This window comes from Bradyrhizobium sp. LeoA1Lang, from assembly GCF_055413685.1.
The window spans coordinates 89,310-109,926 of sequence record NZ_JBVAPG010000001.1 but is presented as its reverse complement, the minus strand read 5'-3'; the positions used below and the strand labels follow the sequence as shown (position 1 = coordinate 109,926).

Here is a 20,617-nt window from a genome sequence, read left to right as displayed (position 1 = left end):
ACCCCAAGAACCTTCGCCCAAAGGGATGACCGCCTATTCGATCGGCAAGGGCGTGTCGCTTGATAGCGCCGAGGAGCTGGAAGCCGCGCTGCGCCATATCGGCGCGACGCGCTATCACAACCTGCATCCGTTCCATAAGCTCTTGCATGGCGGCAAATTGAACAAGGGCCAGGTGCAGGCCTGGGCGCTGAACCGCTACTATTACCAGAGCACGATCCCGATCAAGGACGCGGTGGTGATCTCGCGCTTCCGCGACCGCCTGACCCGCATCGAGTGGCGCCACCGCATCGAGGACCACGACGGCGATGTCGGCAGCGAAGGCGGGATCGAGCGCTGGCTGAAGCTGACCGAAGGCCTTGGCCTCGACAGCGCCTATGTCGAATCGACCGAAGGCATCCTGCCGGCGACGCGCTTTGCGGTGGAAGCCTATGTGCATTTCTGCCGCGACCGGACGCCGCTGGAGGCGATCGCCTCCTCGCTGACGGAATTGTTCGCGCCGAACCTGCACGAGGAGCGCATCTCCGGCATGCTGCAGCATTATGACTTCGTCAATCCTGATATCATGAGCTATTTCAAGCGCCGCCTGCAGCAGGCGCCGCGCGATGCCGGATTTGCGCTCGACTACGTCAAGAAGCACGCCACGACGCAGGCGGAGCGCGAGGCGGTCTGCAATGCGCTGATCTTCAAGACCAACGTGCTGTGGGTGCAGCTCGACGCGCTCTATCATGCCTATGTCGACGGCCACATCCCGCCCGGCGCTTTCGTGCCGACGGCGAGCTAGAGGATTTTTCGATGGCGGGCCGCAACATCAGCGTCAGCGAGGCAAGCCGGCCGAAATTGCCGCGGCATGCCAAGCTGAAGTTCGACGAGACACGGCAGGTCTGGGTGATCCTGGCGCCGGAACGCGTGCTGGCGCCGGATGAGATCGCGGTCGAAGTGCTGCAGCTCTGCGACGGCGAGCGCAGCGTCGCCGAGATGGTCGATCAGCTCGCCGCGAAATACGCCGCACCGCGCGAGGCGATCTCGACCGATGTGATCGCGATGCTGCAGGGCCTGGCGGACAAGGGTTTTCTCAACGAGGCACGGGAGAAGACGCCATGAGCGACATTCTCGCCGAGGGCAAGACGACGGCCGCGCCGGATGACGGGCTGGCGGTGCTGGAGCAGCGCCGCTCGACTGCGACGAGCTACGGCATTCCGCTGGCGGTGCTCGCGGAGCTGACGCACCGCTGCCCACTGCAATGCCCCTATTGCTCCAACCCGGTCGAGCTCGACCGTTCCGGCAGCGAGCTCACCACCGAGGAATGGAAGAAGGTGATGACCGAGCTCGTCGAGCTCGGCGTGCTGCAGATCCATTTCTCCGGCGGCGAGCCGACCGCGCGGAAAGATCTCGTCGAGCTGGTGCAGCACGCTGATGACGTCGGGCTCTATACCAACCTGATCACGTCGGCCGTGCTGCTGACGAAGCAAAAACTGGCGGCGCTCGCCGATGCCGGCCTCTGCCACGTGCAGATCAGCTTCCAGGGCAACGAGCCTGTCGTGGCCGACCGCGTCGCGGGCCTGAAGAATTCGCACGAGAAGAAGATCCAGGCCGCCAGATGGACGCGCGAGCTCGACCTGCCGCTCACCGTCAATGCGGTGATGCACCGGCAGAACCTGCACCAGCTTTCCGACATCATCCAGATGGCTGTTGATCTCGACGCCGACCGGCTCGAAGTCGCCAACGTGCAGTATTACGGCTGGGCGCTGAAGAACCGCGCGGCCTTGATGCCGACGATCGCGCAGATCGAGGAGACCAGCCGCATCGTCGAGGAGGCGCAGGCGCGCTTGAAGGGCGTGCTCGCGATCGACTACGTGGTGCCGGACTATTACGCGCTGCGGCCGAAGAAGTGCATGGGCGGCTGGGGCCGGCAGTTCTTCAACATCTCGCCGGCCGGCAAGGTGCTGCCGTGCCATGCCGCCGAAAGCATCACTGGGCTTCAGTTCGAATCCGTGCGCTCGAACCATTCGATCGCCTGGATCTGGCAGAACTCGGAAGCCTTCAACCGCTATCGCGGCACGGGGTGGATGCCCGAGCCGTGCAAATCCTGCGAATTCCGCGAGGTCGATTACGGCGGCTGCCGCTGCCAGGCCTTTGCGCTGACCGGCGATGCGGGGAATACCGATCCGGCCTGCACGCTGTCGCCGATGCACGAGAAGATCTTCAAGCTCGCGGAGACCGAGGCGGCCGCCAACAACAACCGCTTCCTCTATCGCAATTTCGCCGGCGGCACGCTGGAGACGGAAGGCGACCATGGCGCCTGACGCCGAGGCGGGCAAATCATCGCGCCGCACGGATCCTTTCGCGCCACTGACGTCCGAATTCCTTGATGTCGGCGACGATCACGAGATCTATGTCGAGAGTGTCGGCCGCGAGGGCGGCGTGCCCGCCGTCTATCTGCATGGCGGCCCCGGCAGCGGCTGCCAGCCGGATCACCGCCGCCTGTTCGATCCCGAGCGTTTTCATGCGGTGCTGTTCGACCAGCGCGGCGCCGGACGCAGCCGGCCAAAGGGAAAGCGCGAGGCCAACACGCTGCCGCTCCTGATCGCGGACATGGAAGCGATCCGGCAGAAATTCGGTTTCGAGCGCTGGCTGGTGGTCGGCGGCTCCTGGGGCGCGACGCTCGCGCTGGCCTATGCGCAGGCGCATCCCGATCGCGTCACCGCCCTCGCGCTGCGCGCGACCTTCCTCGGCACGCGCAGGGAATTGGAAGGCGCCTTTCTCGACACGCTGCCGCGCTTCTACCCGGCGCTGTCGGCGGACTTCCTGAGCGTTCTGCCGATGGAGGAGCGCGAGCAGCCGCTCGAGGCCTATTGGCGGCGCATCCTCGACACCGACGCTGCGGTGCACGGCCCGGCCGCGCGCGCCTGGCACGACACCGAACACATCCTCTCCATCCACGCGCCCGCCCGCGTACGGCTTGACCTCGCCTCGCTGAACGCCTCGCGCGCCCCTCCCGCGACGCCGTTCATGGAGGCGCATTACTTCGCCAATGACTGCTTCATGGCGCCCGACCAGTTGATGAACGAAGCCGGCAAGCTCGCAGGAATTCCCGGCATCCTGGTGCAGGGCCGCTACGATCTGCTGTGTCCGCCGGCCACGTCGTTTGCGCTGGCCACACGCTGGCGAGAGGCCGACGTCCGCATCGTCGAAGGCGCCGGGCACATCCTGTACGACCCCGGTGTCCGCGACGCCGTGATGAGGGCAATCGCGGATCTCGCCTCGCGCAAGCGGGATTGAGGCCCGCGCTTCACACCGTTCAATGCTGAGGGCACCCGCCGGGCGGGCAGGCAGCTCCGCCGCGACCCGCTGGCGGAGCCGGCCGCGCCGGTGGTGCCGCGCGCTGCATCTGCGGCGGCGGTGATGCGACCCGGGGCGGCGGCGCGGCTGCGCGTGGCGGTGGCGCCGCAACGCGCGGAGCGGGAGCTGGCGGCGGTGCGACCGCGGCACGCGCGGGCGCCCGCGCTGCGACAGCGGGCGGCGGCGTCCGCGCCGCTGCCGGCGGCGGTGACGGGCGATGCGCGGCAGCCGGCGGAGCGACGGAAGGTGTCGGCCTTGCCAAGGCGCTCGCCGCGGGCGCGTTGCGAGATGGCGGCGCGGCAGCGGCCCTCGGAACATCCGCCGGCCGTGCGGCCGACGGCCGCTGCCCGGGCGCTGCCCGATTGAGTTTCGTGTCGGCCGGCGCAGCGGCAGCGCTCGGCGAAGCTGCCGGCTTGGTCGCGTTGGGTTGCGCGGCCGTGGCAGGCGCCGTCGCGGTCTGCGGCGAAGGCCGTCCCTTGGTCCCAGCCGGCGCATTGGTGCCAGCCGCGTTGGGCGCAGTCGGTGGGGACGTCAGTCGCGTCGCCTTGGAGCCCGGATCAGGCTGCGCGGCGGTCGCGGGCGCCGTCGTCGTCTGCGGCAATGGCTGCCTTCCGGCGCCCGGCAGCGCATGCGCGCCCGCGGCGTTGGGTGCCGCGCCCGGCGCTGGTGATGCTGATGGCGCAAACTTGGTGCCCAGCGCCGGCTGAGCAGCGCCCTGCGGCGATGGCTGGACCAGATTAGCCCGCTGCGCGGCGGCAGGCGGCAGCGATGGCGCTATCGCCGGCCGAGCTGCGCCACCACTGAACTTCGTTCCGAGCGCGCCGAGCTGCGCCGGAGTTGGGTTCGGATTGTTGATGACGTTGTTGATGATCGTCTGGTTGTGGATGTTGGCGAACACGATGTTGTTCGGCGGCGGCGCAACATAGATCGGCGGCCGGACAAAGACCGGGATCGGCACGAACAGCGGAACGGGTAGCACGAAGACATCCACTGGAGGCGGCGGTGGCGCCAGCACCACGAAATCCGGCGGCGGTGGCGGCAGGAAGAACACCGGCGGCGGTGGCGGCGGCGCAAAGGCGAACACGGGATCATCGAAGTAGAGGACCGGGCGATCCTCGACATACATGAACTCATCGGGCGGCGGCGGCCCAACGTCGTAGTCGATCGGCGCAAAGGACGGCGGCGGCTCCAGCGCCGCCGACAGGATTGTAAGCCGCCGCCGCGCATCGGCCGCATGAGGGCCGCGCGGATAGCGATGGAGATAGGACCAATAGGCATTCGGCGAATCGGTGCGATAGCTCCGCCCCCAGGTGATCGCCTCGCGCCGCGCGGCGACGATCGCCCTCACCCGCTTCGCAAGCGGATCATTCGGAAACGCCTGCAGGAAGTCTTCATAGCCCTGCAGCGTGTCGCGCTCCAGCGCGGCGGCATAGGCGTCCTTGGCGTCGAAGTCGCGGATCGGCTTGTCGCGGGCGCTGGCGTCGACCTGGGTCGGCGGCGCGTCCTGCTGCCGTTCAAAGAACATGAAGGGCGTGTCGATCTTCTGCGCATTCCACGGGATCTGCGCGCCCTTGGTCATCTCGCTGACACGCAGGCGGACGCGGTCGAACAGTTCAGGCAGCGGCAGGCCGCCGGCGCGGATCATCTCGGCAAGCGCCTGCGCGTAGGGGCCGTAAGGCGGCTGGCCTTCCGGCGCGATCGTGCCGGGTGCGGCATTGAACGCCACCAGCATCTTCGGGTCGGGCTCGACCAGCGCAAGGCCGCCGGCGAGCGGCTGCCCCTCCTTGGCGAAGGAATTCGCACGCGCGCCATCGAGGATGATGATGTTGGCCTTCACCGGCAGCGCCGAGAGCTGGCGCATGTAGTCCGACAGCCGCAGGCCTTCGACCGGCACGTCGATGTCGCGGGCGATCTTCGCATCGACCGGAATGAAATAGTTCTCACCCGTAAGCTGCACGCCGTAGCCGGCGAGATAGACAAAGGCGACCGTGTTCGATCCCGCCTCCTGCACCTTCTGCACGAACTCACGGAACGACTTCCGCAGCGTCTCGCCGTCGAGGTCCCGGGCACCGACGACGTCAAAGCCCGCGGCCTGCAGCGTCTGCGCCACGAGGCCTGCATCGTTGTCCGCCGTCGGCAGCGCACCAGTCGCGTAGGCGCCATTGCCGATCACCAGCGCGAGCCGCTTCTCCTGCTCCTGCGCCTGTGCAGGCAGCGCGATCGATGACACCAGGCCAATGAACAATGCCAACAGAATGCGTGTCATGATCATTCCCCTATCGGATGCCACTCGATTGGATTCCTCGACGGGTGAACCAGCGCTGAACAGGAATTACGCCAATTATGGCAATCCTTGGCCTCCCCTGTACGTTCCACGGGCTTTTCGTCGCGGCCCATTCGACGCGGTCAGTGAATGGAACCGTGGCTACCGCCGCCCGCACTTGAAGCCGCCGGCGCTCAGCATGATTCCAGCCCTCGGGTTAGGATTTCGGAGCCGGCGCATTTTCATGCGGACAAAGACCGCCTTGATCTAACGCAAGCGTTCTTGCGCCTGATCAGGATTGTCTCTCGTCTCAAGCTCGGACTTCGACCTCAGCTCGTTCAAACGCGGGACCAGGTCTTATGCGCAACTTTCGCGGTGCAATTGCATCCAGCCTGATAGCGTTCGCCGCGTGGACGGCGACGACCAGTCCGTCACCGGCAGACACCGGCAGCGTGCATGTCCTCTTCTCCAAGGCCGGAATCATCGCCGCCGTCGGCAATGGTACAGGCGTGCTGACATTCCACGGCAAAAAATATCCCTTCGACATTTCGGGCGCGAGTTTTGGCGCCACGCTTGCGCTGTCAATTGATGAGTTCGTCGGGCAGGCCCAAAACCTGCGCGATCCCGGCGATCTGGCAGGCACCTACACTGCGGTCGGAGCCGCCGGCGCTCTCGTCGCCGGAGCCGGCGCTGTGCGCTTGCAGAATGCGAATGGCGTCGTCCTGGTGCTTAGCGGACCCAGGTTGGGCGTGGAGCTCTCGGCCAGCCTGGCTCGCATCACCATTACGATGAAGTGACTAGCGTATCCATAAACCGGATTCTGTGGACGCCGCCAGTTGATGTCCGCCTCGCTCTAAAAGCGACCGAATTGCTGCGCCGCCACGAAATGACGCGATGGTCCAATAGCGAACTTGGAGGCCAAGCTTAATCTGCGCCGGCAGCAATGGCGGAGGACAGATGTTGCTCGATCAACGATTGTTTAACCGCAATCAGCATTACGGTTGCATTGTTCGATAAGAACCATTGTCGATTGCATCAACTTCGGGCATGAGCGCTTTCTCGGCCCGGAGAAGCAAATGAAAATTGGCTTGGCACAGCGGAGAGTCCTGCGCGGAATTGCTTTCCTGTCCGTGCTGTGGCCAATCTGTTCTGCGGTGATTGCGTCCGACGCCCAGACTTACCAGACGGCTGCTGCCGTTGCCGTAAGCAAGCTGGACTTTGAGCGCGCCATCCAAATTTACTCCAAAGGGCTCGAGCAGCAATTCAGTCCTAAAGACCGGGCAGAGCTGCTGCTGATGAGGGGTGTTACCGCTCAGCTGGCAAAAAGCTGGGATCAAGCCGAAGCCGATTTCAATGCGGTCGTTGAAATGGTCGGCTCTACCGATCGACGCGCTTATAGCGAGCGCGGCTTTTTCTATCACCACCAAAGTCGCTTTGAGCTTGCACTGGCCGACTACACCGCCGGGGCAAAGTTTTTTTCTGATGACGGGACTTTCCCCAATGGCCAGGGACTGGCGCTTATGGAACTAGGCCAATCCGAGGAAGCAATCCATCGGTTTGACGAAGCAATAAAGCTTGATCCGACATCGGGCGTATTCATGCTTGGACGTGCCGAGGCCTATAATCGCTCGGACCGACCGCAAACCGCGCTGGAGGATTACGATAAGGCGCTGGCACTCGGGCATCTCACGCAAAACGACACGTATCGACTTCGGGTGGGCGTCGGAGCCGCACATCTCACACTGAAGAATGAGAAGGCCGCGATCGAAAGCTTGGATAAAGCTGTCGAACTCCGCCCCAATTCCACTACGGCCCTGAGATATCGAGGGCTAGCCTACGAACGGGCAGGCGAGCTTGATCGTGCGTATCGCGACTACGAGGCCGTCTTAAGACTGAAGCCTGGCGACGAATTCGCCGTGAAGCGGCTGCAGAGGCTCCGCTTGAAGTAGGGATCAACGGTCGCCGCGTCTAAAGCTGTTACTATTGAATACGGCTGCTCGAGGGACCTCAGAAAAGGCATCAGGTCTGCTGCGGGCCAAAAGCACATGTTGAGGCCCTGACATCTCGCGTCGCTATTGATCTCCTGCATCCGCGCGCCATGCACGAGCCTTAGCTGTTGTCTTCTCGACGAAAACATTTTTGCCGGTTCTATTGGCCTCTATGTTGTCTTTTGACGAAGCAGCGAGGGCCCGCTTAATGTCGGCATAGGCGCGGGCGCGGGCTGCCTCAGGGTGTGTGCGAAGATAGTCGCGAAACACCAGTAATGCCTCCCAACGAGGATGGGACGGCTCCATCAAATGCACATGGTGGGTCCACGGCCCCGGAGGCCCCTTACGGAAGAACAGCTCGCCGGGGATCCATGACGCGTACTCCGGTACGTAAATGTAGCCAAGCACCTCAATCGGCTCGATGCATCGTTCCTTTGCCTCTTCAAGGCTAGGTACACCAACTAACAGGTCAATGATGGGCTTCGAAGGGAGACCTGGAACTGCCGTGCTGCCCATATGCTCAATAGCCAAAGCGAACGAGCCGAGAGCATTCTTAATCGTAGTGCGCTCCTGCGCGAACAACGTCGGCCATTTCGGGTCATAGTCGGAAACAACAATCGACCCGGCTCCGTATTTCTCCCCGTTCACCCCCTGACTGCCTTTCATTGAACTGTATCACGCGGTAGCGACCGACACATACTACTGAGCAATCGTGCCGCTATTGTGAGTCCGCTTCGGGGCAATCCAGACCTTTGCTCTCGGGCGTACGAATCGCCGCCGATATCGAGGCGTTGAAGGTCGGAATCGCCCAGCGAAAGCGAGAGCGAGAGGCCGGGCGCGCTGAAAACAAGGCCGAGAGACTTGAGTGGGAGGCGGGGTTCGCGATTGATTATGCCGTCGCGTCGATCGAGCAGGCGGAGCTGGCGGTACTCGATGCCATCGCCGGCTGCATTGACGCCGAGGAGACCAAGAGAGCCGTGTAACAAGAGAGCCATGTAAGCTGACGCTCGGCCGCGACACGGCACTGAGCTGCTCCGAACTTCTGCAGGACGAAAGCTCTACTTTCGTCGCGGACTTCCGCGAAGAAGCCGTGCTTGGATTGAGTCTTGTCGAGTAGGACCCAAAGCCGCAGCGGCTCAGCGACGGTATCGGACTGGATCAACGCCATCAGAACATTCGGGCGGATGATGAAGATGACAGGCTTTGTACCGACTCCGACAGATATTCGCCCAGGTAAGTTGCCGCCTCGTTGCGCGACGATCCTTTGAAGAGCGCTATTTCAGTCTCAGGGAGATCCGGCAAACCTTCTGCCGCGCCGAGGGCTACAAAATCGAGAAGAACGGTGCTTTGGGCCAACGCCGCGATGCCGATGCCTGCCGATACAGCGGCTTGCACGCCGGCAAGGCTGGTGCTCGTGTACACGATCTCCCAAGGTCGCGGACAGGAGCGCATGCGCCGTAATACTTCCGGGCGATAGACGCAGCCGTGGGGAAACATCACGAGGGGAAGAGGGTCGACGACAAAACTCTGACCGCGGGCGCCGACCCAGACAAGCGGCTCCCGCCAAAGAACATATCCCTCCGTCGCCTCAGATTCGCGGCGGGCCAGCACGATGTCGAGATCGCCGTTCCCCAGGTCGCGCATCAGTTCGGCTGTCAACGCACTCCTGACTTCCAGACGGATCGCTGGATGACTTGCTGTAAAGCGTCGCAGCGCCATCGGCAGATGGCGGGTGGCGAAATCCTCCGGCAGTCCAAGCCGAACCGTGCCCGTCAGCGGTGGGCGGCGCAGCTTCAGCAACGCCTCGTCATTTAGATCAACCAGCGCCTCGGCATAGGTTCGAAGGACCTCGCCTTGTTCTGTCAGCGCGACACCGCGGCCCTGACGTTCGAAAAGCGGTCGGCCGACGATCTCCTCAAGCCGACGAATATGGAGGCTGATGGTTGATTGCGTCTTATGCAGCCGACCCGCCGCACGGGTGAAGCCGCCTTGCTCGATGATCGCAAGGAAGGTGCGCACGAGTTCCAGTTCGAGGTTCATAGCACAACCCATCGATTTATTCGATCGATTTCCATCGAAACAACTCGTTTTACTAATGATTTTGCAAAAAATAGCGTTTGGTCAGCCTTTTAACAAGGTGGGCGATCTTTTATTCGCGATCCATGAGAATTTTCGATGGCGTACCGTTTTGCAGTGTCACCCGAGCGCGCGCAGCAGGAAGCACAGCGGCTTTCTGCATTTCCTCGCGTAGAGCTTGTCCACGCGCCAACTCGGCTTGAGCGGCTCGACCGGCTTTCGGCCAAGCTGAACGGACCAACCATCTGGGTCAAACGGGACGACTGCACAGGCCTGGCCGGTGGCGGCAACAAGATCCGAAAGCTCGAGTTTCTGATCGGCGCTGCCCGAGAGGAGCGCGCGGATACAGTCATTACGGCGGGCGCCGTCCAGTCCAATCATGCGCGTCAGGTCGCAGCGGCGGCGGTTCGTTGCGATCTGCGGCCGATTCTGGTTCTGACCGACTCCGTTGGAGGGCGCGGCGACCTTTATCGCACCAGCGGCAATGTCCTCATCGATCGTCTGCTCGGCGCCGACATTCGTCTTGTCGGGGACGTCGAGAGCGGCCCGATGATGGAAGAGATTGCCGGACAGGAGCGCGAGCGCGGCCGGCGGCCTTACATCATTCCGGTGGGTGGTTCGAACGCGGTCGGCGTCCTCGGTTATGTCGCCGGCTATTTCGAACTGCTCACGCAACTGCATGAACGCGCAATCGCCATCGACAGTATCATCCTGCCGACCGGCAGCGGTGGCACTCAGGCGGGCTATATCCTCGGCGCCCATCTCACCGGGCTGGAGGCCTCTATTCTTGGCATCTCCGTCGGGGCGCCGCTCGAGAGCCAGCGCGCGAAGGTGGCGCAGCACCTGCGATCCGCTGCGCTTCTGCTCAGCATCGAAGATGTCGCCGCTTTCAAGGCTCCTCTGATCGACGATGGCTTCGTCGGCCCCGGGTACGGCCAGCCGGCATCGCAAACCATCGACGCCATCCAACTCGCGGCCGAGACCGAAGGATTGCTGCTCGATCCTGTTTACACCGGCAAGGCAATGGCGGGGCTGATCGCGCTGATCCAGAGCGGAAAATTCCGGCGGGGCGAGAACATCCTGTTTCTGCACACCGGCGGAAGCCAGGCGCTTGGCGCCTACGCCGACGCTTTCACTTCATAAGACTTCACATCACGCAAAGGGGGAACACCACCATGGTCACTGTGGCCGAAATCGATGCTGCGCAAGCAGACACCACAAAGTCGCGCCGACTGGTCATCACGGCCGCATCGCTCGGCACCATCTTCGAGTGGTACGACTTCTACATCTACGGAACGCTCGCTGCGTTCTTCGGCGCACTGTTCTTTCCTCCCGGCAACGAGACTGCAGCATTCCTGGCCAGCCTCGCCACATTCGGAGCGGGATTCGCCGTGCGTCCGCTGGGAGCGCTTGTATTCGGCCGTCTCGGCGACATGGTCGGACGCAAATACACGTTCCTCATAACGATCCTGATCATGGGGCTATCCACTGCGGCTGTTGGCCTGTTGCCGACCTATGCCCAGATCGGGATGCTGGCGCCGGTGCTGCTGGTTGGACTTCGCCTGCTGCAAGGACTGGCCATCGGCGGCGAGTATGGTGGCGCCGCGATCTATGTCGCCGAGCACGCACCGGACCGGCAGCGCGGACTTCACACCAGTTGGATTCAAACCACGTCGACGGTGGGCCTGTTGCTGTCACTTGGTGTCATTCTGGCCTGCCGGCAGTCAATGGACGCGGCTGCGTTCGCGAGCTGGGGCTGGCGAATTCCATTCCTCGTCTCGATCGCACTGCTCGGGATGTCCGTCTACATCCGCCTGCGACTGGAGGAATCTCCCGTCTTCGCCGAGATGAAGCGGGCTGGTGCCACGTCCCGCGCGCCATTTCGCGACAGTTTCGGCAATTGGGCCAATCTGCGCCTCGTGCTGATCGCGCTGTTCGGCGCCACCGCCGGACAGGCCGTCGTCTGGTACACCGGACAGTTCTATGCACTCTACTTCCTCACGGCCACTCTCAAGCTTGACTACGTGAGTGCCTATGTCCTGATCGCGATTGCGCTGCTGGCAGGCACGCCGCTGTACATCGCGTTCGGCGCGCTGTCGGATCGGATTGGCCGCAAGCCGCTGATCGTCGGAGGCTTTCTGCTGGCCGCCGTGACCTATTTCCCGACCTTTCACGCCCTCACCTGGGCGGTGAATCCCGCACTCGCGGCCGCGCAGAGCAACAGCCCGGTCCAGGTCGCGGCCAAGGACTGCAATTTCAACATGTTCGCCAAGCCTGCAACGCCCTGCGACATGGCCAGGGACTATTTGTCAAAGGCCGGCGTCACTTACGCGTCCGCCGAAACGGCTGATACAGCGGGCTTCGTCGTCCATATCGGATCGACTGTTATCAAGGGTTTTGACAGCGCCACCTACGCTGCAGCACTCGCTGCCGCCGGCTATCCGAAGACGGCCGATCCCGCGCAGGTCAAATGGCTTCCCGCCGCGCTGCTGTTGATCCTGATGATGGTGTGGGCAACGATGGTCTATGGCCCGATGGCCGCGTTCCTGGTCGAATTGTTCCCAGCGCGCATCCGCTACACGTCCCTCTCGCTGCCGTTCCATGTCGGGAATGGCCTGTTCGGAGGCTTCCTTCCATTCGTCGCGTTCGCCGTGGTGACGGTGACCGGGAATCCCTATGCCGGCCTTTGGTATCCGGTCGGCGTGGCGTCGCTGAGCTTTGTGATCGGCCTATTGTTCATGCGCAACCGAACTGGAAGCCGCATCGCGGACTGACACCGCGGCGCGGATGAAGGCAATCGCTCGCCCTGCCGCGCCGAGCCATCATGCTTTGGAGAGAAAAGATATGCGCAAAGATCCGAAAAATGTGCTGCCAGGCCAGCCGCACACCGACCGCACCGGCACGATCAATCACTTGCGGCTCACCGTCACGGACGTCACGCGAGCCAGGGATTTTTACCAACCCGTTATGGAGCGGCTTGGCTATTTGCTGGTGGAGGAAAGCGTCACGCGCCTCGCCTGGGCGAGCTGGGCGCCACATGGTACGCTGCATTGGTTTATCATGAGCGTCGCGAATCCGGACAGCCCGAACAGGACTCACGACCGCCATTCGCCGGGCTTCCATCACCTCGCCTGGAATGTCGGTTCTCGAGACGAAGTCGACGCCTTCTATCGGTTTCTAAAGGATAGGAACGTGCCGATCCTCGATCCCCCGGCCGAGTACGACTATGAGCCCGGCTACTACGCGTTCTTCTTCTCCGATCCGGACGATCTCAAACTCGAGATCATGCATGTCGATGTTGCCGGGAGTCTTTCCTACTGGAAGCGTTTCTCGGAAGCAGGCGCCCCGCTGAAGCCACTCGAGATCGCAGAACCCCTCTTCGTGCGAGCAGCGTTGAAGAGCGATGGTTAAGGGAGGCGCGCAGAACAATTCTGCCGAGGGCCGCGTTCAGTGAGCGGTAAACCCGCCATCCACGACGAGCGCATGCCCAATGACGAAACTAGCGCCGGGGCTGCACAGCCAGAGGACGGCGGACGCGATCTCATCGGGGCGACCAAGCCGACCGATCGGTTGATTCCGAAGGATTTCCTTCATCGCTTCGGGCTCTTTGGAAAGCATCTCGGAAACCATGGGGGTGTCGATGGTGCCCGGGCACACCGCGTTGATGCGGATACCGCGCGCTGCATATTCGAGCGCAGCACTCCTGGTCAGCCCAATCACTCCATGTTTGGCGGCGTGGTAAGCCGCACGCCCTGGCAGACCTATCAAGCCGCCAATGGACGAGCAATTGACGATAGCGCCGCTGCCCTGCTCTCGCATGTGGTTGAGCTCATGCTTCATACAGGTCCAGACGCCGCGCAGATTGATGGCATTGACCCGATCGAATTCTTCGCCCGTAACGTCGGCAGTCTCGATCGCAGGCGACTGCACGCCGGCATTGTTGAACGCGGCATCCACCCGCCCGAATTCGGATACGGTCCGTTCGACCGCTGCGGCGACGTCGCCTTCATCGGCGACGTTGCACTGAATCCCGATCGCCTTATGGCCGGCCGCCGCCAGCTCTTCGGCGGCACGGCGTACGGCGTCCTCCCGGACATCGACGAGCGCGACGGCCGCGCCGGCGTCCGCGAAAGCTCTGGCGGTGGCCAAACCCATGCCGGATGCAGCGCCCGTGACCAGCGCGACCTGGTTCTTGAAAGGCAAATACACTGAACTCGCTCCTTTAGTGCTGTGGAGGACGGACGGCCCGTTCAAGGCCGATTGAGATGCAGGTCCTTGGATCATTCATTCTGCAATTTGTAACGCAGCCACATGACTCCGCCCTCGAGCACCTGATGGCTCTCGAGGGTCATCGATCGGACGGGCGCCGACCGTCCCTGCTCGTTCTCCAGCGAGTCGAACACGGCCGGCGCTCCCTTCGCTCCGTCCACTGTCGGAAACAGGATCAGGCTCACCTCGTCGACGAGCCCTGCCCGCAGGAAGGCACCATTGGTGACGCCGCCGCCTTCCAGCAACAGACGTTTCACACCGAGCTCGCGGTTCAGGACGTCCAGCGTCAGCGGCAGGTCGAGCTGTTTCTTCCCGCCGAAGACGTAGGAAATTCCTTCGCTGCGAAGTCCCGCCAGGTGTGCATCCGAGACGTCGTCCGTCAGCACGACGACGATGGGATCATTGCCGATGTCCGAGCGGCCCCACACGATTTTTCCGCGCGCGTCCAGCACGACGCCGTAGGCCTTCGCGTCGCGACGCGCAAACCAGGGCTCGCGCAGGAAGACATCCTTCGTGGACGAGAGATACTTGCTGCCCTTGGCATATTCCTGACCGGTTGTGCGTCCGACCAGCCAGGCGTCGCCTCCGATCTCTTCGTGCAATCGGTCGAACAGCCCTGGCGACACGCTGGCCTGAGGACTCCAGCGGCTGAGGAGCGTGCGGCCATCAATGCTCGCCGCCATGTGGCAGATGACGTAGGGCTTCATTCGATCTCTCCATCCAATCGCGGCTCGATCACTTGCGGTATTGCTCGTCGCTGACCTTCTCCATCCAGTCGACATTCTTGCCGTCGAGCGATTCCTGGATGGCGATGTGGGTCATTGCCGTGGTCGGCGTCGCTCCGTGCCAGTGCCTGAGGCCTGGCGGGAACCACACCACGTCGCCTGGCCGCACTTCCTCGATAGGTCCGCCGGCGCGCTGCACCCATCCCAGTCCCGAGGTGATGATCAATGTCTGGCCGAGCGGATGGGTGTGCCAGGCGGTCCGGGCGCCGGGCTCAAAGGTGACCTGTCCGGCGCCGACCCGCGCCGGATCAGGCGCCTGAAACAACGGGTCGACGCGGACCGAACCGGTGAACCAGTCCGGCGAGCCCTTGGCAGAGGGCCGCGAACCATTTCGCTTGATCTCGATATCCATGTCTCCACTCCTTCGCTTGGTGGTCGACTTTTCCGCCGCGGCCCCGCCGATCACGGTCAAGGCGAATCCGGCTCCGGTGCCAGCGATCAATCGTCGACGCGAGTACATCCTGATCACTACGGAGGCCGTTTCTCGATCACGTCCTTGACGACCGGCGCCGCGGAAAACGCGTTGGGCCAGCCGGCATAGAAGGCCAGATGGCCGAGCACCTCTCCGGCCTCTTCCCGCGTCAATCCATTATCCATCGCCCGGTTCAGGTGGTAGGTGATTTGAGCGACCTGTCCGGTCGCGACGAGGGCGCTCACGGTGACGAGGCTGCGGTCCCGAGGGGCGAGGCCCGGTCGCAGCCAGAGGTCGCGAAACAGCACGTCGGTCGTGTACTGCACGAGGCTCGGCGTGATCTGACCGAACTGCTGTCCAACACGCGTCGCCCGCTGCGTCTCCGCAGCCTCGTCGAGGGGGAGCCGCGGTCCGGACGCCGGCGGAAGCTCATCGGCTCCGATGTTGCGGCTCCTGAAGACTTCCTGCGCCGCCGGGAGCGCGTCCATTGCATTCGCCCAGCCGGTGTAGAACGCCAGATGCGTGATGATCTCCGAAAGTTCCGACGGCTTCACGCCACTGTCGATCGCGAGATTGAGATAGTATGGCAGCTCGACCGTCTGAGCCCGGGCGATGAGGGCGGCGACGGTCACGATGCTGCGATCACGCGCCGAGAGGCCGGGTCGCTTCCAGAGATCGCCAAGCACAACGCCTTGCGCGTAATTTTCGAGGGCGGGCGCGACCGCCCGAATGTCTTGGGGCGTGGGCATCGTATTTGCTCCCTTGGTTGCGGGCGTCTGGGCCGAAGCCTGAGCCATCAGACAGAGTGAGACGGCGGCGGCTGCGAGCACTCTCATGGAGAACTCTCCTCGGTAGCGGATGGCTGGGCCAGCGATCGCATGCGAACGTAGCGCTTTGGGCATCCAGGTATTAGATGATAAAATCCGATCAGATTTATCGGAGTTACCTATAAATGGACCGCGAGAACGCGAGCGATCTACTTGCCTTTCTGGCGGTGGCGCGGGAGCGGAGCTTCACCAGGGCGGCGGCAAAGCTCGGGATCTCCCAACCGACGCTCAGTGAGATCGTCCGCGGCCTGGAAGAGCGGTTGGGTGTCAGGTTGCTGAACCGCACGGGTCGAAGTCCTGATCGACTACGGTCTCACCAACATCGTCGCGGCCCAGTACGACGCCGGGATTCGTCCGGGCGAATTGGTGGCAAAGGACATGATCGCCGTGCGTGTGGGTCCGGACCTGCGCATGGCGGTCGTGGGCGCGCCCTCCTACTTCTCCAACCGGAAGCGGCCGCGGACGCCGCAGGATCTGACCCATCACAACTGCATCAACCTGCGCCTGCCTACGCATGGCGGCAGCCTCTATGCCTGGGAATTCGAGAAGAACGGGCGTGAAGTGAATGTGCGCGTCGAGGGCCAGCTTGTCTTCAACGGCGCCGGCGCACTGCTCAGCGCCGCCTTGAAAGGCTTCGGGCTCGCCTATTTGACCGAGGGGCATGTGCAGCCGTATTTGTCGAGCGGCCAGCTTGTGCGCGTCCTGTCGGACTGGTGCCCGCCGTTCTCCGGCTATCACCTCTATTATCCGAGCCGCCGGCAGCCATCGCCGGCGTTCTCGCTGCTGGTCGATGCGCTTCGCTACCGCCGCAAATGATCGCTGCTTGAGTTTTGTCGAGATCGCCCAAGACCGCTTTCACGCCTTCGGCGTTCAAGAGACGAGAGGATGTCGTTCAAGGAAATCCTTGACGGCTGCGTTCACGGGGCCTGGGTTGGTCATGTTGACGGAGTGACCGCCCGCAATCACGATCAGTTCCGCATTGGGAATGGCTTCCTTCATGGCTTGCGCCCTGGCGAGTGGAATGGCGGTATCGGCATCGCCATGGATGACAAGTGTGGGGACGCGGATCGAGGAGATCTTGTCGCTGATATCGTCTCGGCGAGCGAGCGTGTCGAGACAGCTCAAGAGATTTGGCGCCGTCATGGCGCGCCATTTTTCCTTCCATGCGGAGGCGCCAGGCCAGTTGGGACCGAAAATGATGTGCTCGACCGTGGTGGCGATTTCGTCCGGCAGCTTGCCTGCGATCCATGCGCCAAGCAGCGCACGATAGCTCGCAAGTGTTTTCGGGTCGTCTACGCCTGCCTGCGTTGCGATCAAGACCAGGGCACGGACGCGCTCAGGATGCATCAGGGCGCATCTCATACTCAGGAAGGAGCCCTGAGACACGCCGACGAGAATGGCGCTCTCGATACCGAGAAACGCAAGGAGTGCGTCGAGATCGTTTGCGGAATCGTAGTAAGAAAAGGTCGGCAACGTTTCCGTGGCAGTCTTCCCGTGCCCGCGCTCGTCCCACACGATGCACCGGTATCTGTCCCGGAACGCCATCACCTGCGGCGCGAACATGGTGCCGTCAAGCAACAGTCCGTGCGAGAAGACAATCGCCGGGCCAGCCCCGCCCGTATCCTCGTAATAGAGCCGCTGACCGTTAACGTCCGCGTAGGGCACTTCTTTCTCCTGCTTGCCATTCTCCGTCGTTGAAGCATGCGACATCGGTCTGACAAAGGCGACGGAATTTGAGCTACGGCGGTAACAGAGCGGCTCACCAGCGGCGCGGCGGACAATTCCTCACAATGAGTTCAGCCGAGCGCGCAACTGAATGTCGGTCTCCGAAGCAAGTTCGAGCAGGCCGCGATAGGGATCGCCGTCTATCCCAAGGACGGCTGCGAAGGCGGGCTCGGTCTTGATTCCCAGCGACCTTTGCTGAAGGACAGCCTTCCGGAGGCGTCCGTCATCGAGTTCGAGCAATCTTTTCTCGATCTCAAAATGCAACCAGCCGCGCTGCCGATCTACCGGCCTTGCATCCCCGAACACCTCGAAGGGCCACCCTCCCCATTCGAAGCGAGCGACCACCGGTCGTCCCGGGGAGGTCCACTGATAAATACGAAAGCCGTCGCAGGCTTGGAACTGTCTCCAGATCACCTCGGCAAAGGCCATCGGGTCGAATGCGTGGCAGATGATGTCGATATCGCTTCCCGGCACGGCGAGCGCCAGGGGAAGAGTCCCGACCACCCGCGGATCGAAGGCGCGGAGCGCTTCCAACACACCTGAGCTACCTATCGCGGCTTCGTATTCCATTGTTGCTTGCCAAGATACTAGCCGCCACTTTCGGCTCTCAGCCCTTCTGAGATCAGGGTTCGCAGTACCACATTTGACTCGATCTTCCATCATCGCTCCCGAGAGTTGCTGGATGCAACGGCTCGTGAGATATTTGCGCACCCTGTTGGCGAGCCGTCTCAGTCGTCAATCCGGAATTGCTCGCCTTCGTCAAACGCTGAGGGAGAGTGTCATGAAGATCATCGTCATCGGCGGCACCGGACTGATCGGATCGAAGCTGGTTGCAAAGCTCAGCCAACAGGGACACGAGGCCGTGCCGGCCTCTCCGCGGTCGGGCGTGAACGCGGTGACGGGAGAAGGGCTCGCGGCAGCACTCACCGGCGCGCAGGTCGTGGTGGACGTTTCCAATTCGCCATCCTGGGAACCCGCCGCAGTGCTCGATTTCTTCGAGCGTTCTACCCGCAATCTCGTTGCTGCGGAAACCGCAGCCGGCGTGACGCATCACGTCGCGCTATCGATTGTCGGGACCGACCGCTCGCCGGATATTGCCTATTTTCGTGCCAAGGTCGCGCAGGAGACATTGGTCAAATCGTCCGGCGTTCCCTACTCCATCGTCCGCGCGACCCAGTTCTTCGAATTCCTGAGCGCCATCGCCGAAACCGGAGCGATCGGGAACAGGATTGTCGTTCCGTCGGCCCTGTTCCATCCGATCGCGGCCGACGATGTCGTTGATTGCCTAGCGGAGGTTGCGATCGGGCAGCCGCTGAACGCCACGATCGACATTGCTGGCCCAGAGAAGGCGCCCTTCAATGAATTCGTTGCGCGCCGCCTGAAGGCATCAGGCGACAGCCGGCTCGTTTTCGGCGATCCAACCGCAGAGTATTATGGCGCGCCGATCGACGATGCCTCGCTGACGCCCAGCGGCACAGCCCGGCTTGGACCAACCCGCCTGGAGGCTTGGCTCGCGAGACTTTAACGTCGGTCGATGCAGTGACGGCGATCCATGATGCATCAATTGCCGATCATGGATCAACGGCCTGACCTTCTTGATTTGCCAGCGCCGTTCGTCAGTTCGTGCTCGCCCTGCATCAGCAGTCGAACCAGTTCGGCCTGCCTGTGCACGCCGGTCTTCTCGAAGATATGGCTTAGATGTGCCCTGACCGTTGTGGCCGCGATGCCGAGCCTAGCAGCGGATGCGGCGCGCCCGTCGCCCTTGAGAATCTCAAAGGCGACGTCCGCCTCCGCCGAGGTGAGCCCGAACCGACGACGTAAGTGCTCCTTTCGCATACGCCGCTCTCGTTCGGGATCGGTGACGATGAGGATCGCCACAGGCAGCGCGGTGCCGAACCAGGCCGTATCAATCTGCTCCGCGTTCGCTCGAAACGGCGCGACGACAACGTGCAGGGGCCTGCACCCCTCACCACGTGGGAGCTCAATGCTTCCGCCGGGTTCGCCATTGATCGTCGTGGCGTCCGCGCAACTTGCGATCAGACGATGCAAGACGCGGGTTATGTTGCGGCTGCACGCGCGGACGCCGTCTCGATCGACGCCGAGGCCGTCATTGCCGGAGAGAATCGCTTCCGCGCTCCGGTTCGCGAATAGAATTCTCGCCGCAGCATCGACCAGGATGACACTGACCTCCAATCGATCGAGCGCAGCCCGCGCTCCAGCCGCACGCAGTTCGGCCGCGGCCAACTTGTGGGCCACGTTTAGCGCGGTCACGAGATGCGGCACCAGCGTGCGCAGTGCTGCGATATCGTCGGCGTCAAAATCCTGACGGCCCAGCCGGCGGCCGGTGGAGAGATGGACAAACCGTTGTGGCGTGCGCAGCGGCGAGACCAGCAGGCCGTGAAATGCGCCCAACGGCCGGACGCCTTCGTTATAGAAGGTTGTCCGGGCGTACTCGCGGTCGGGTAGAAGTGCGGAAGTTGGCGCCACGGACCCGACCGGCAGCGCACGGATGATCTCCCAGAACGCGGAGCCGGGGCCGGCCGCTGCGGTAAAGCCTGCGGTCTGCTCGGAGCTCATCCCGAAGCCGACAACGAACTCGGCCGCACGGCTCGCGTCCTGGGCCAGGAAAATGCTGTGCTCGCTGCGCAAGGCGCTCGCTATTGACGGCAACGCACACGTCCAGCCGTCGGGGGTGAGCGGCGCTTCGTGGATTCGCTGGACCGCTGCAAGAATCGCATCCGCTCGCGCCATCACCGATCACCCGTAAAAGTTGTATAAAAAATGAAACTCAACGCATACAACCGAAAGGTGAATAGCATAAGACGAACGTTCGATGCGCCAATACTTAACCTGTGAGATCAATTCCTTTGTTGCTGGGTGCGACAATTCCACCCCTTGCGCGATGGCACCTGGAAAACACCTGGAAATCTGAG

Annotated in this window: 21 protein-coding genes and 1 pseudogene; 12 read left to right on the top strand and 10 right to left on the bottom strand. The window is 62.8% G+C overall.

Translation table 11 applies throughout. The features are described 5' to 3' along the window. The first annotated feature begins 25 nt into the window (after positions 1-25). Genes pqqC through pip form a run of 4 tightly spaced genes read left to right on the top strand, consistent with a single transcriptional unit; the run spans position 26 to position 3,279 of the window. Positions 26-781 (top strand): pyrroloquinoline-quinone synthase PqqC, encoded by a 756-nt coding sequence (pqqC, locus tag ACZYOF_RS00460; RefSeq protein WP_463714417.1) that lies wholly within the window; start codon positions 26-28, stop codon positions 779-781. An 11-nt stretch (positions 782-792) separates the two neighbouring features. After that, positions 793-1,101, top strand: coding sequence for a pyrroloquinoline quinone biosynthesis peptide chaperone PqqD (gene pqqD / locus ACZYOF_RS00455; RefSeq protein WP_463714416.1), 309 nt, complete (start codon positions 793-795; stop codon positions 1,099-1,101). Beyond that, positions 1,098-2,303, top strand: a complete 1,206-nt coding sequence (pqqE, locus tag ACZYOF_RS00450; protein ID WP_282528950.1) for a pyrroloquinoline quinone biosynthesis protein PqqE — start codon at positions 1,098-1,100, stop codon at positions 2,301-2,303. The genes pqqD and pqqE overlap by 4 nt, the downstream gene beginning before the upstream one ends. Further along, positions 2,293-3,279 carry a prolyl aminopeptidase gene (gene pip / locus ACZYOF_RS00445; RefSeq protein WP_463714415.1) on the top strand — a complete coding sequence of 329 codons (987 nt, stop codon included), beginning with the start codon at positions 2,293-2,295 and terminating at the stop codon, positions 3,277-3,279. The genes pqqE and pip overlap by 11 nt, the downstream gene beginning before the upstream one ends. A 19-nt stretch (positions 3,280-3,298) precedes the next feature. On the opposite strand, the gene ACZYOF_RS00440 is transcribed toward pip, so the two are convergent. Continuing rightward, positions 3,299-5,605, bottom strand: coding sequence for a caspase family protein (locus ACZYOF_RS00440; RefSeq protein ID WP_463714414.1), 2,307 nt, complete (start codon positions 5,603-5,605; stop codon positions 3,299-3,301). Positions 5,606-5,961: 356 nt separating this feature from the next. On the opposite strand from ACZYOF_RS00440, the gene ACZYOF_RS00435 reads away from it, so the two are divergent. Together ACZYOF_RS00435 and ACZYOF_RS00430 are read left to right on the top strand one after the other, a co-directional pair. After that, positions 5,962-6,399: a hypothetical protein gene (locus ACZYOF_RS00435; RefSeq protein ID WP_463714413.1), complete on the top strand. Its 438-nt coding sequence runs from the start codon at positions 5,962-5,964 to the stop codon at positions 6,397-6,399. A 279-nt stretch (positions 6,400-6,678) separates the two neighbouring features. Continuing rightward, positions 6,679-7,551 carry a tetratricopeptide repeat protein gene (locus ACZYOF_RS00430; RefSeq protein WP_463714412.1) on the top strand — a complete coding sequence of 291 codons (873 nt, stop codon included), beginning with the start codon at positions 6,679-6,681 and terminating at the stop codon, positions 7,549-7,551. A 123-nt stretch (positions 7,552-7,674) separates the two neighbouring features. Here the strand turns inward: ACZYOF_RS00430 and ACZYOF_RS00425 are convergent, their stop codons facing one another. Beyond that, the gene (locus ACZYOF_RS00425; protein ID WP_463714411.1) at positions 7,675-8,256 is read right to left on the bottom strand and encodes a GrpB family protein; all 582 of its coding nucleotides are present in this window, start codon (positions 8,254-8,256) and stop codon (positions 7,675-7,677) included. 86 nt (positions 8,257-8,342) lie between these two features. Here ACZYOF_RS00425 and ACZYOF_RS00420 point away from each other — a divergent pair, with 86 nt between their 5' ends. After that, positions 8,343-8,573: a hypothetical protein gene (locus ACZYOF_RS00420; RefSeq protein ID WP_130581549.1), complete on the top strand. Its 231-nt coding sequence runs from the start codon at positions 8,343-8,345 to the stop codon at positions 8,571-8,573. A 184-nt stretch (positions 8,574-8,757) separates the two neighbouring features. On the opposite strand, the gene ACZYOF_RS00415 is transcribed toward ACZYOF_RS00420, so the two are convergent. Next, on the bottom strand, positions 8,758-9,630 hold the full coding sequence (locus ACZYOF_RS00415) for a LysR substrate-binding domain-containing protein (RefSeq protein WP_130581550.1): 873 nt from the start codon (positions 9,628-9,630) through the stop codon (positions 8,758-8,760). A 135-nt stretch (positions 9,631-9,765) separates the two neighbouring features. Here ACZYOF_RS00415 and ACZYOF_RS00410 point away from each other — a divergent pair, with 135 nt between their 5' ends. Genes ACZYOF_RS00410 through ACZYOF_RS00400 form a run of 3 tightly spaced genes read left to right on the top strand, consistent with a single transcriptional unit; the run spans position 9,766 to position 13,077 of the window. Next, the gene (locus tag ACZYOF_RS00410) at positions 9,766-10,809 is read left to right on the top strand and encodes a D-cysteine desulfhydrase family protein (RefSeq protein WP_282528945.1); all 1,044 of its coding nucleotides are present in this window, start codon (positions 9,766-9,768) and stop codon (positions 10,807-10,809) included. A 32-nt stretch (positions 10,810-10,841) separates the two neighbouring features. Further along, positions 10,842-12,440: an MFS transporter gene (locus ACZYOF_RS00405; RefSeq protein ID WP_463714410.1), complete on the top strand. Its 1,599-nt coding sequence runs from the start codon at positions 10,842-10,844 to the stop codon at positions 12,438-12,440. 13 nt (positions 12,441-12,453) lie between these two features. Further along, positions 12,454-13,077 (top strand): VOC family protein, encoded by a 624-nt coding sequence (locus tag ACZYOF_RS00400; protein WP_282528943.1) that lies wholly within the window; start codon positions 12,454-12,456, stop codon positions 13,075-13,077. Between the two features lie 36 nt (positions 13,078-13,113). Here the strand turns inward: ACZYOF_RS00400 and ACZYOF_RS00395 are convergent, their stop codons facing one another. From ACZYOF_RS00395 to ACZYOF_RS00380, 4 genes are all read right to left on the bottom strand, one after another. Further along, positions 13,114-13,875, bottom strand: coding sequence for a glucose 1-dehydrogenase (locus ACZYOF_RS00395; protein WP_245476594.1), 762 nt, complete (start codon positions 13,873-13,875; stop codon positions 13,114-13,116). Positions 13,876-13,946: 71 nt separating this feature from the next. Next, positions 13,947-14,642, bottom strand: a complete 696-nt coding sequence (locus tag ACZYOF_RS00390) for a dihydrofolate reductase family protein (RefSeq protein ID WP_463714409.1) — start codon at positions 14,640-14,642, stop codon at positions 13,947-13,949. Positions 14,643-14,670: 28 nt separating this feature from the next. Beyond that, positions 14,671-15,066, bottom strand: a complete 396-nt coding sequence (locus ACZYOF_RS00385; protein WP_463714454.1) for a (R)-mandelonitrile lyase — start codon at positions 15,064-15,066, stop codon at positions 14,671-14,673. Between the two features lie 122 nt (positions 15,067-15,188). After that, positions 15,189-15,968, bottom strand: coding sequence for a carboxymuconolactone decarboxylase family protein (locus ACZYOF_RS00380; RefSeq protein WP_130581557.1), 780 nt, complete (start codon positions 15,966-15,968; stop codon positions 15,189-15,191). Between the two features lie 116 nt (positions 15,969-16,084). On the opposite strand from ACZYOF_RS00380, the pseudogene ACZYOF_RS00375 reads away from it, so the two are divergent. Continuing rightward, positions 16,085-16,775 (top strand): annotated as a pseudogene (locus ACZYOF_RS00375) (LysR family transcriptional regulator). A gap of 54 nt (positions 16,776-16,829) precedes the next feature. Here ACZYOF_RS00375 and ACZYOF_RS00370 read toward each other — a convergent pair. Then, complete coding sequence (locus ACZYOF_RS00370; RefSeq protein ID WP_463714408.1) at positions 16,830-17,624, bottom strand: alpha/beta fold hydrolase; 795 nt, start codon at positions 17,622-17,624, stop codon at positions 16,830-16,832. Positions 17,625-17,744: 120 nt separating this feature from the next. Beyond that, positions 17,745-18,344, bottom strand: a complete 600-nt coding sequence (locus ACZYOF_RS00365) for a DUF4269 domain-containing protein (protein WP_463714407.1) — start codon at positions 18,342-18,344, stop codon at positions 17,745-17,747. Positions 18,345-18,465: 121 nt separating this feature from the next. Here ACZYOF_RS00365 and ACZYOF_RS00360 point away from each other — a divergent pair, with 121 nt between their 5' ends. Further along, positions 18,466-19,209: an SDR family oxidoreductase gene (locus tag ACZYOF_RS00360; RefSeq protein WP_463714406.1), complete on the top strand. Its 744-nt coding sequence runs from the start codon at positions 18,466-18,468 to the stop codon at positions 19,207-19,209. A gap of 53 nt (positions 19,210-19,262) precedes the next feature. Here the strand turns inward: ACZYOF_RS00360 and ACZYOF_RS00355 are convergent, their stop codons facing one another. Then, entirely contained in the window at positions 19,263-20,435 is a 1,173-nt protein-coding gene (locus ACZYOF_RS00355) for a helix-turn-helix transcriptional regulator (protein ID WP_463714405.1), read from the bottom strand. Positions 20,436-20,617 lie beyond the last annotated feature (182 nt).

Coding starts and splice junctions, on each gene's coding strand:
- pqqC (WP_463714417.1), top strand. CDS start 26: ATGACCGCCTATTCGATCGGCAAGGGCGTGTCGCTTGATAGCGCCGAG.
- pqqD (WP_463714416.1), top strand. CDS start 793: ATGGCGGGCCGCAACATCAGCGTCAGCGAGGCAAGCCGGCCGAAATTG.
- pqqE (WP_282528950.1), top strand. CDS start 1,098: ATGAGCGACATTCTCGCCGAGGGCAAGACGACGGCCGCGCCGGATGAC.
- pip (WP_463714415.1), top strand. CDS start 2,293: ATGGCGCCTGACGCCGAGGCGGGCAAATCATCGCGCCGCACGGATCCT.
- ACZYOF_RS00440 (WP_463714414.1), bottom strand. CDS start 5,605: ATGACACGCATTCTGTTGGCATTGTTCATTGGCCTGGTGTCATCGATC.
- ACZYOF_RS00435 (WP_463714413.1), top strand. CDS start 5,962: ATGCGCAACTTTCGCGGTGCAATTGCATCCAGCCTGATAGCGTTCGCC.
- ACZYOF_RS00430 (WP_463714412.1), top strand. CDS start 6,679: ATGAAAATTGGCTTGGCACAGCGGAGAGTCCTGCGCGGAATTGCTTTC.
- ACZYOF_RS00425 (WP_463714411.1), bottom strand. CDS start 8,256: ATGAAAGGCAGTCAGGGGGTGAACGGGGAGAAATACGGAGCCGGGTCG.
- ACZYOF_RS00415 (WP_130581550.1), bottom strand. CDS start 9,630: ATGAACCTCGAACTGGAACTCGTGCGCACCTTCCTTGCGATCATCGAG.
- ACZYOF_RS00410 (WP_282528945.1), top strand. CDS start 9,766: ATGGCGTACCGTTTTGCAGTGTCACCCGAGCGCGCGCAGCAGGAAGCA.
- ACZYOF_RS00405 (WP_463714410.1), top strand. CDS start 10,842: ATGGTCACTGTGGCCGAAATCGATGCTGCGCAAGCAGACACCACAAAG.
- ACZYOF_RS00400 (WP_282528943.1), top strand. CDS start 12,454: ATGAAGGCAATCGCTCGCCCTGCCGCGCCGAGCCATCATGCTTTGGAG.
- ACZYOF_RS00390 (WP_463714409.1), bottom strand. CDS start 14,642: ATGAAGCCCTACGTCATCTGCCACATGGCGGCGAGCATTGATGGCCGC.
- ACZYOF_RS00380 (WP_130581557.1), bottom strand. CDS start 15,968: ATGAGAGTGCTCGCAGCCGCCGCCGTCTCACTCTGTCTGATGGCTCAG.
- ACZYOF_RS00365 (WP_463714407.1), bottom strand. CDS start 18,344: ATGGAAGATCGAGTCAAATGTGGTACTGCGAACCCTGATCTCAGAAGG.
- ACZYOF_RS00360 (WP_463714406.1), top strand. CDS start 18,466: ATGAAGATCATCGTCATCGGCGGCACCGGACTGATCGGATCGAAGCTG.
- ACZYOF_RS00355 (WP_463714405.1), bottom strand. CDS start 20,435: ATGGCGCGAGCGGATGCGATTCTTGCAGCGGTCCAGCGAATCCACGAA.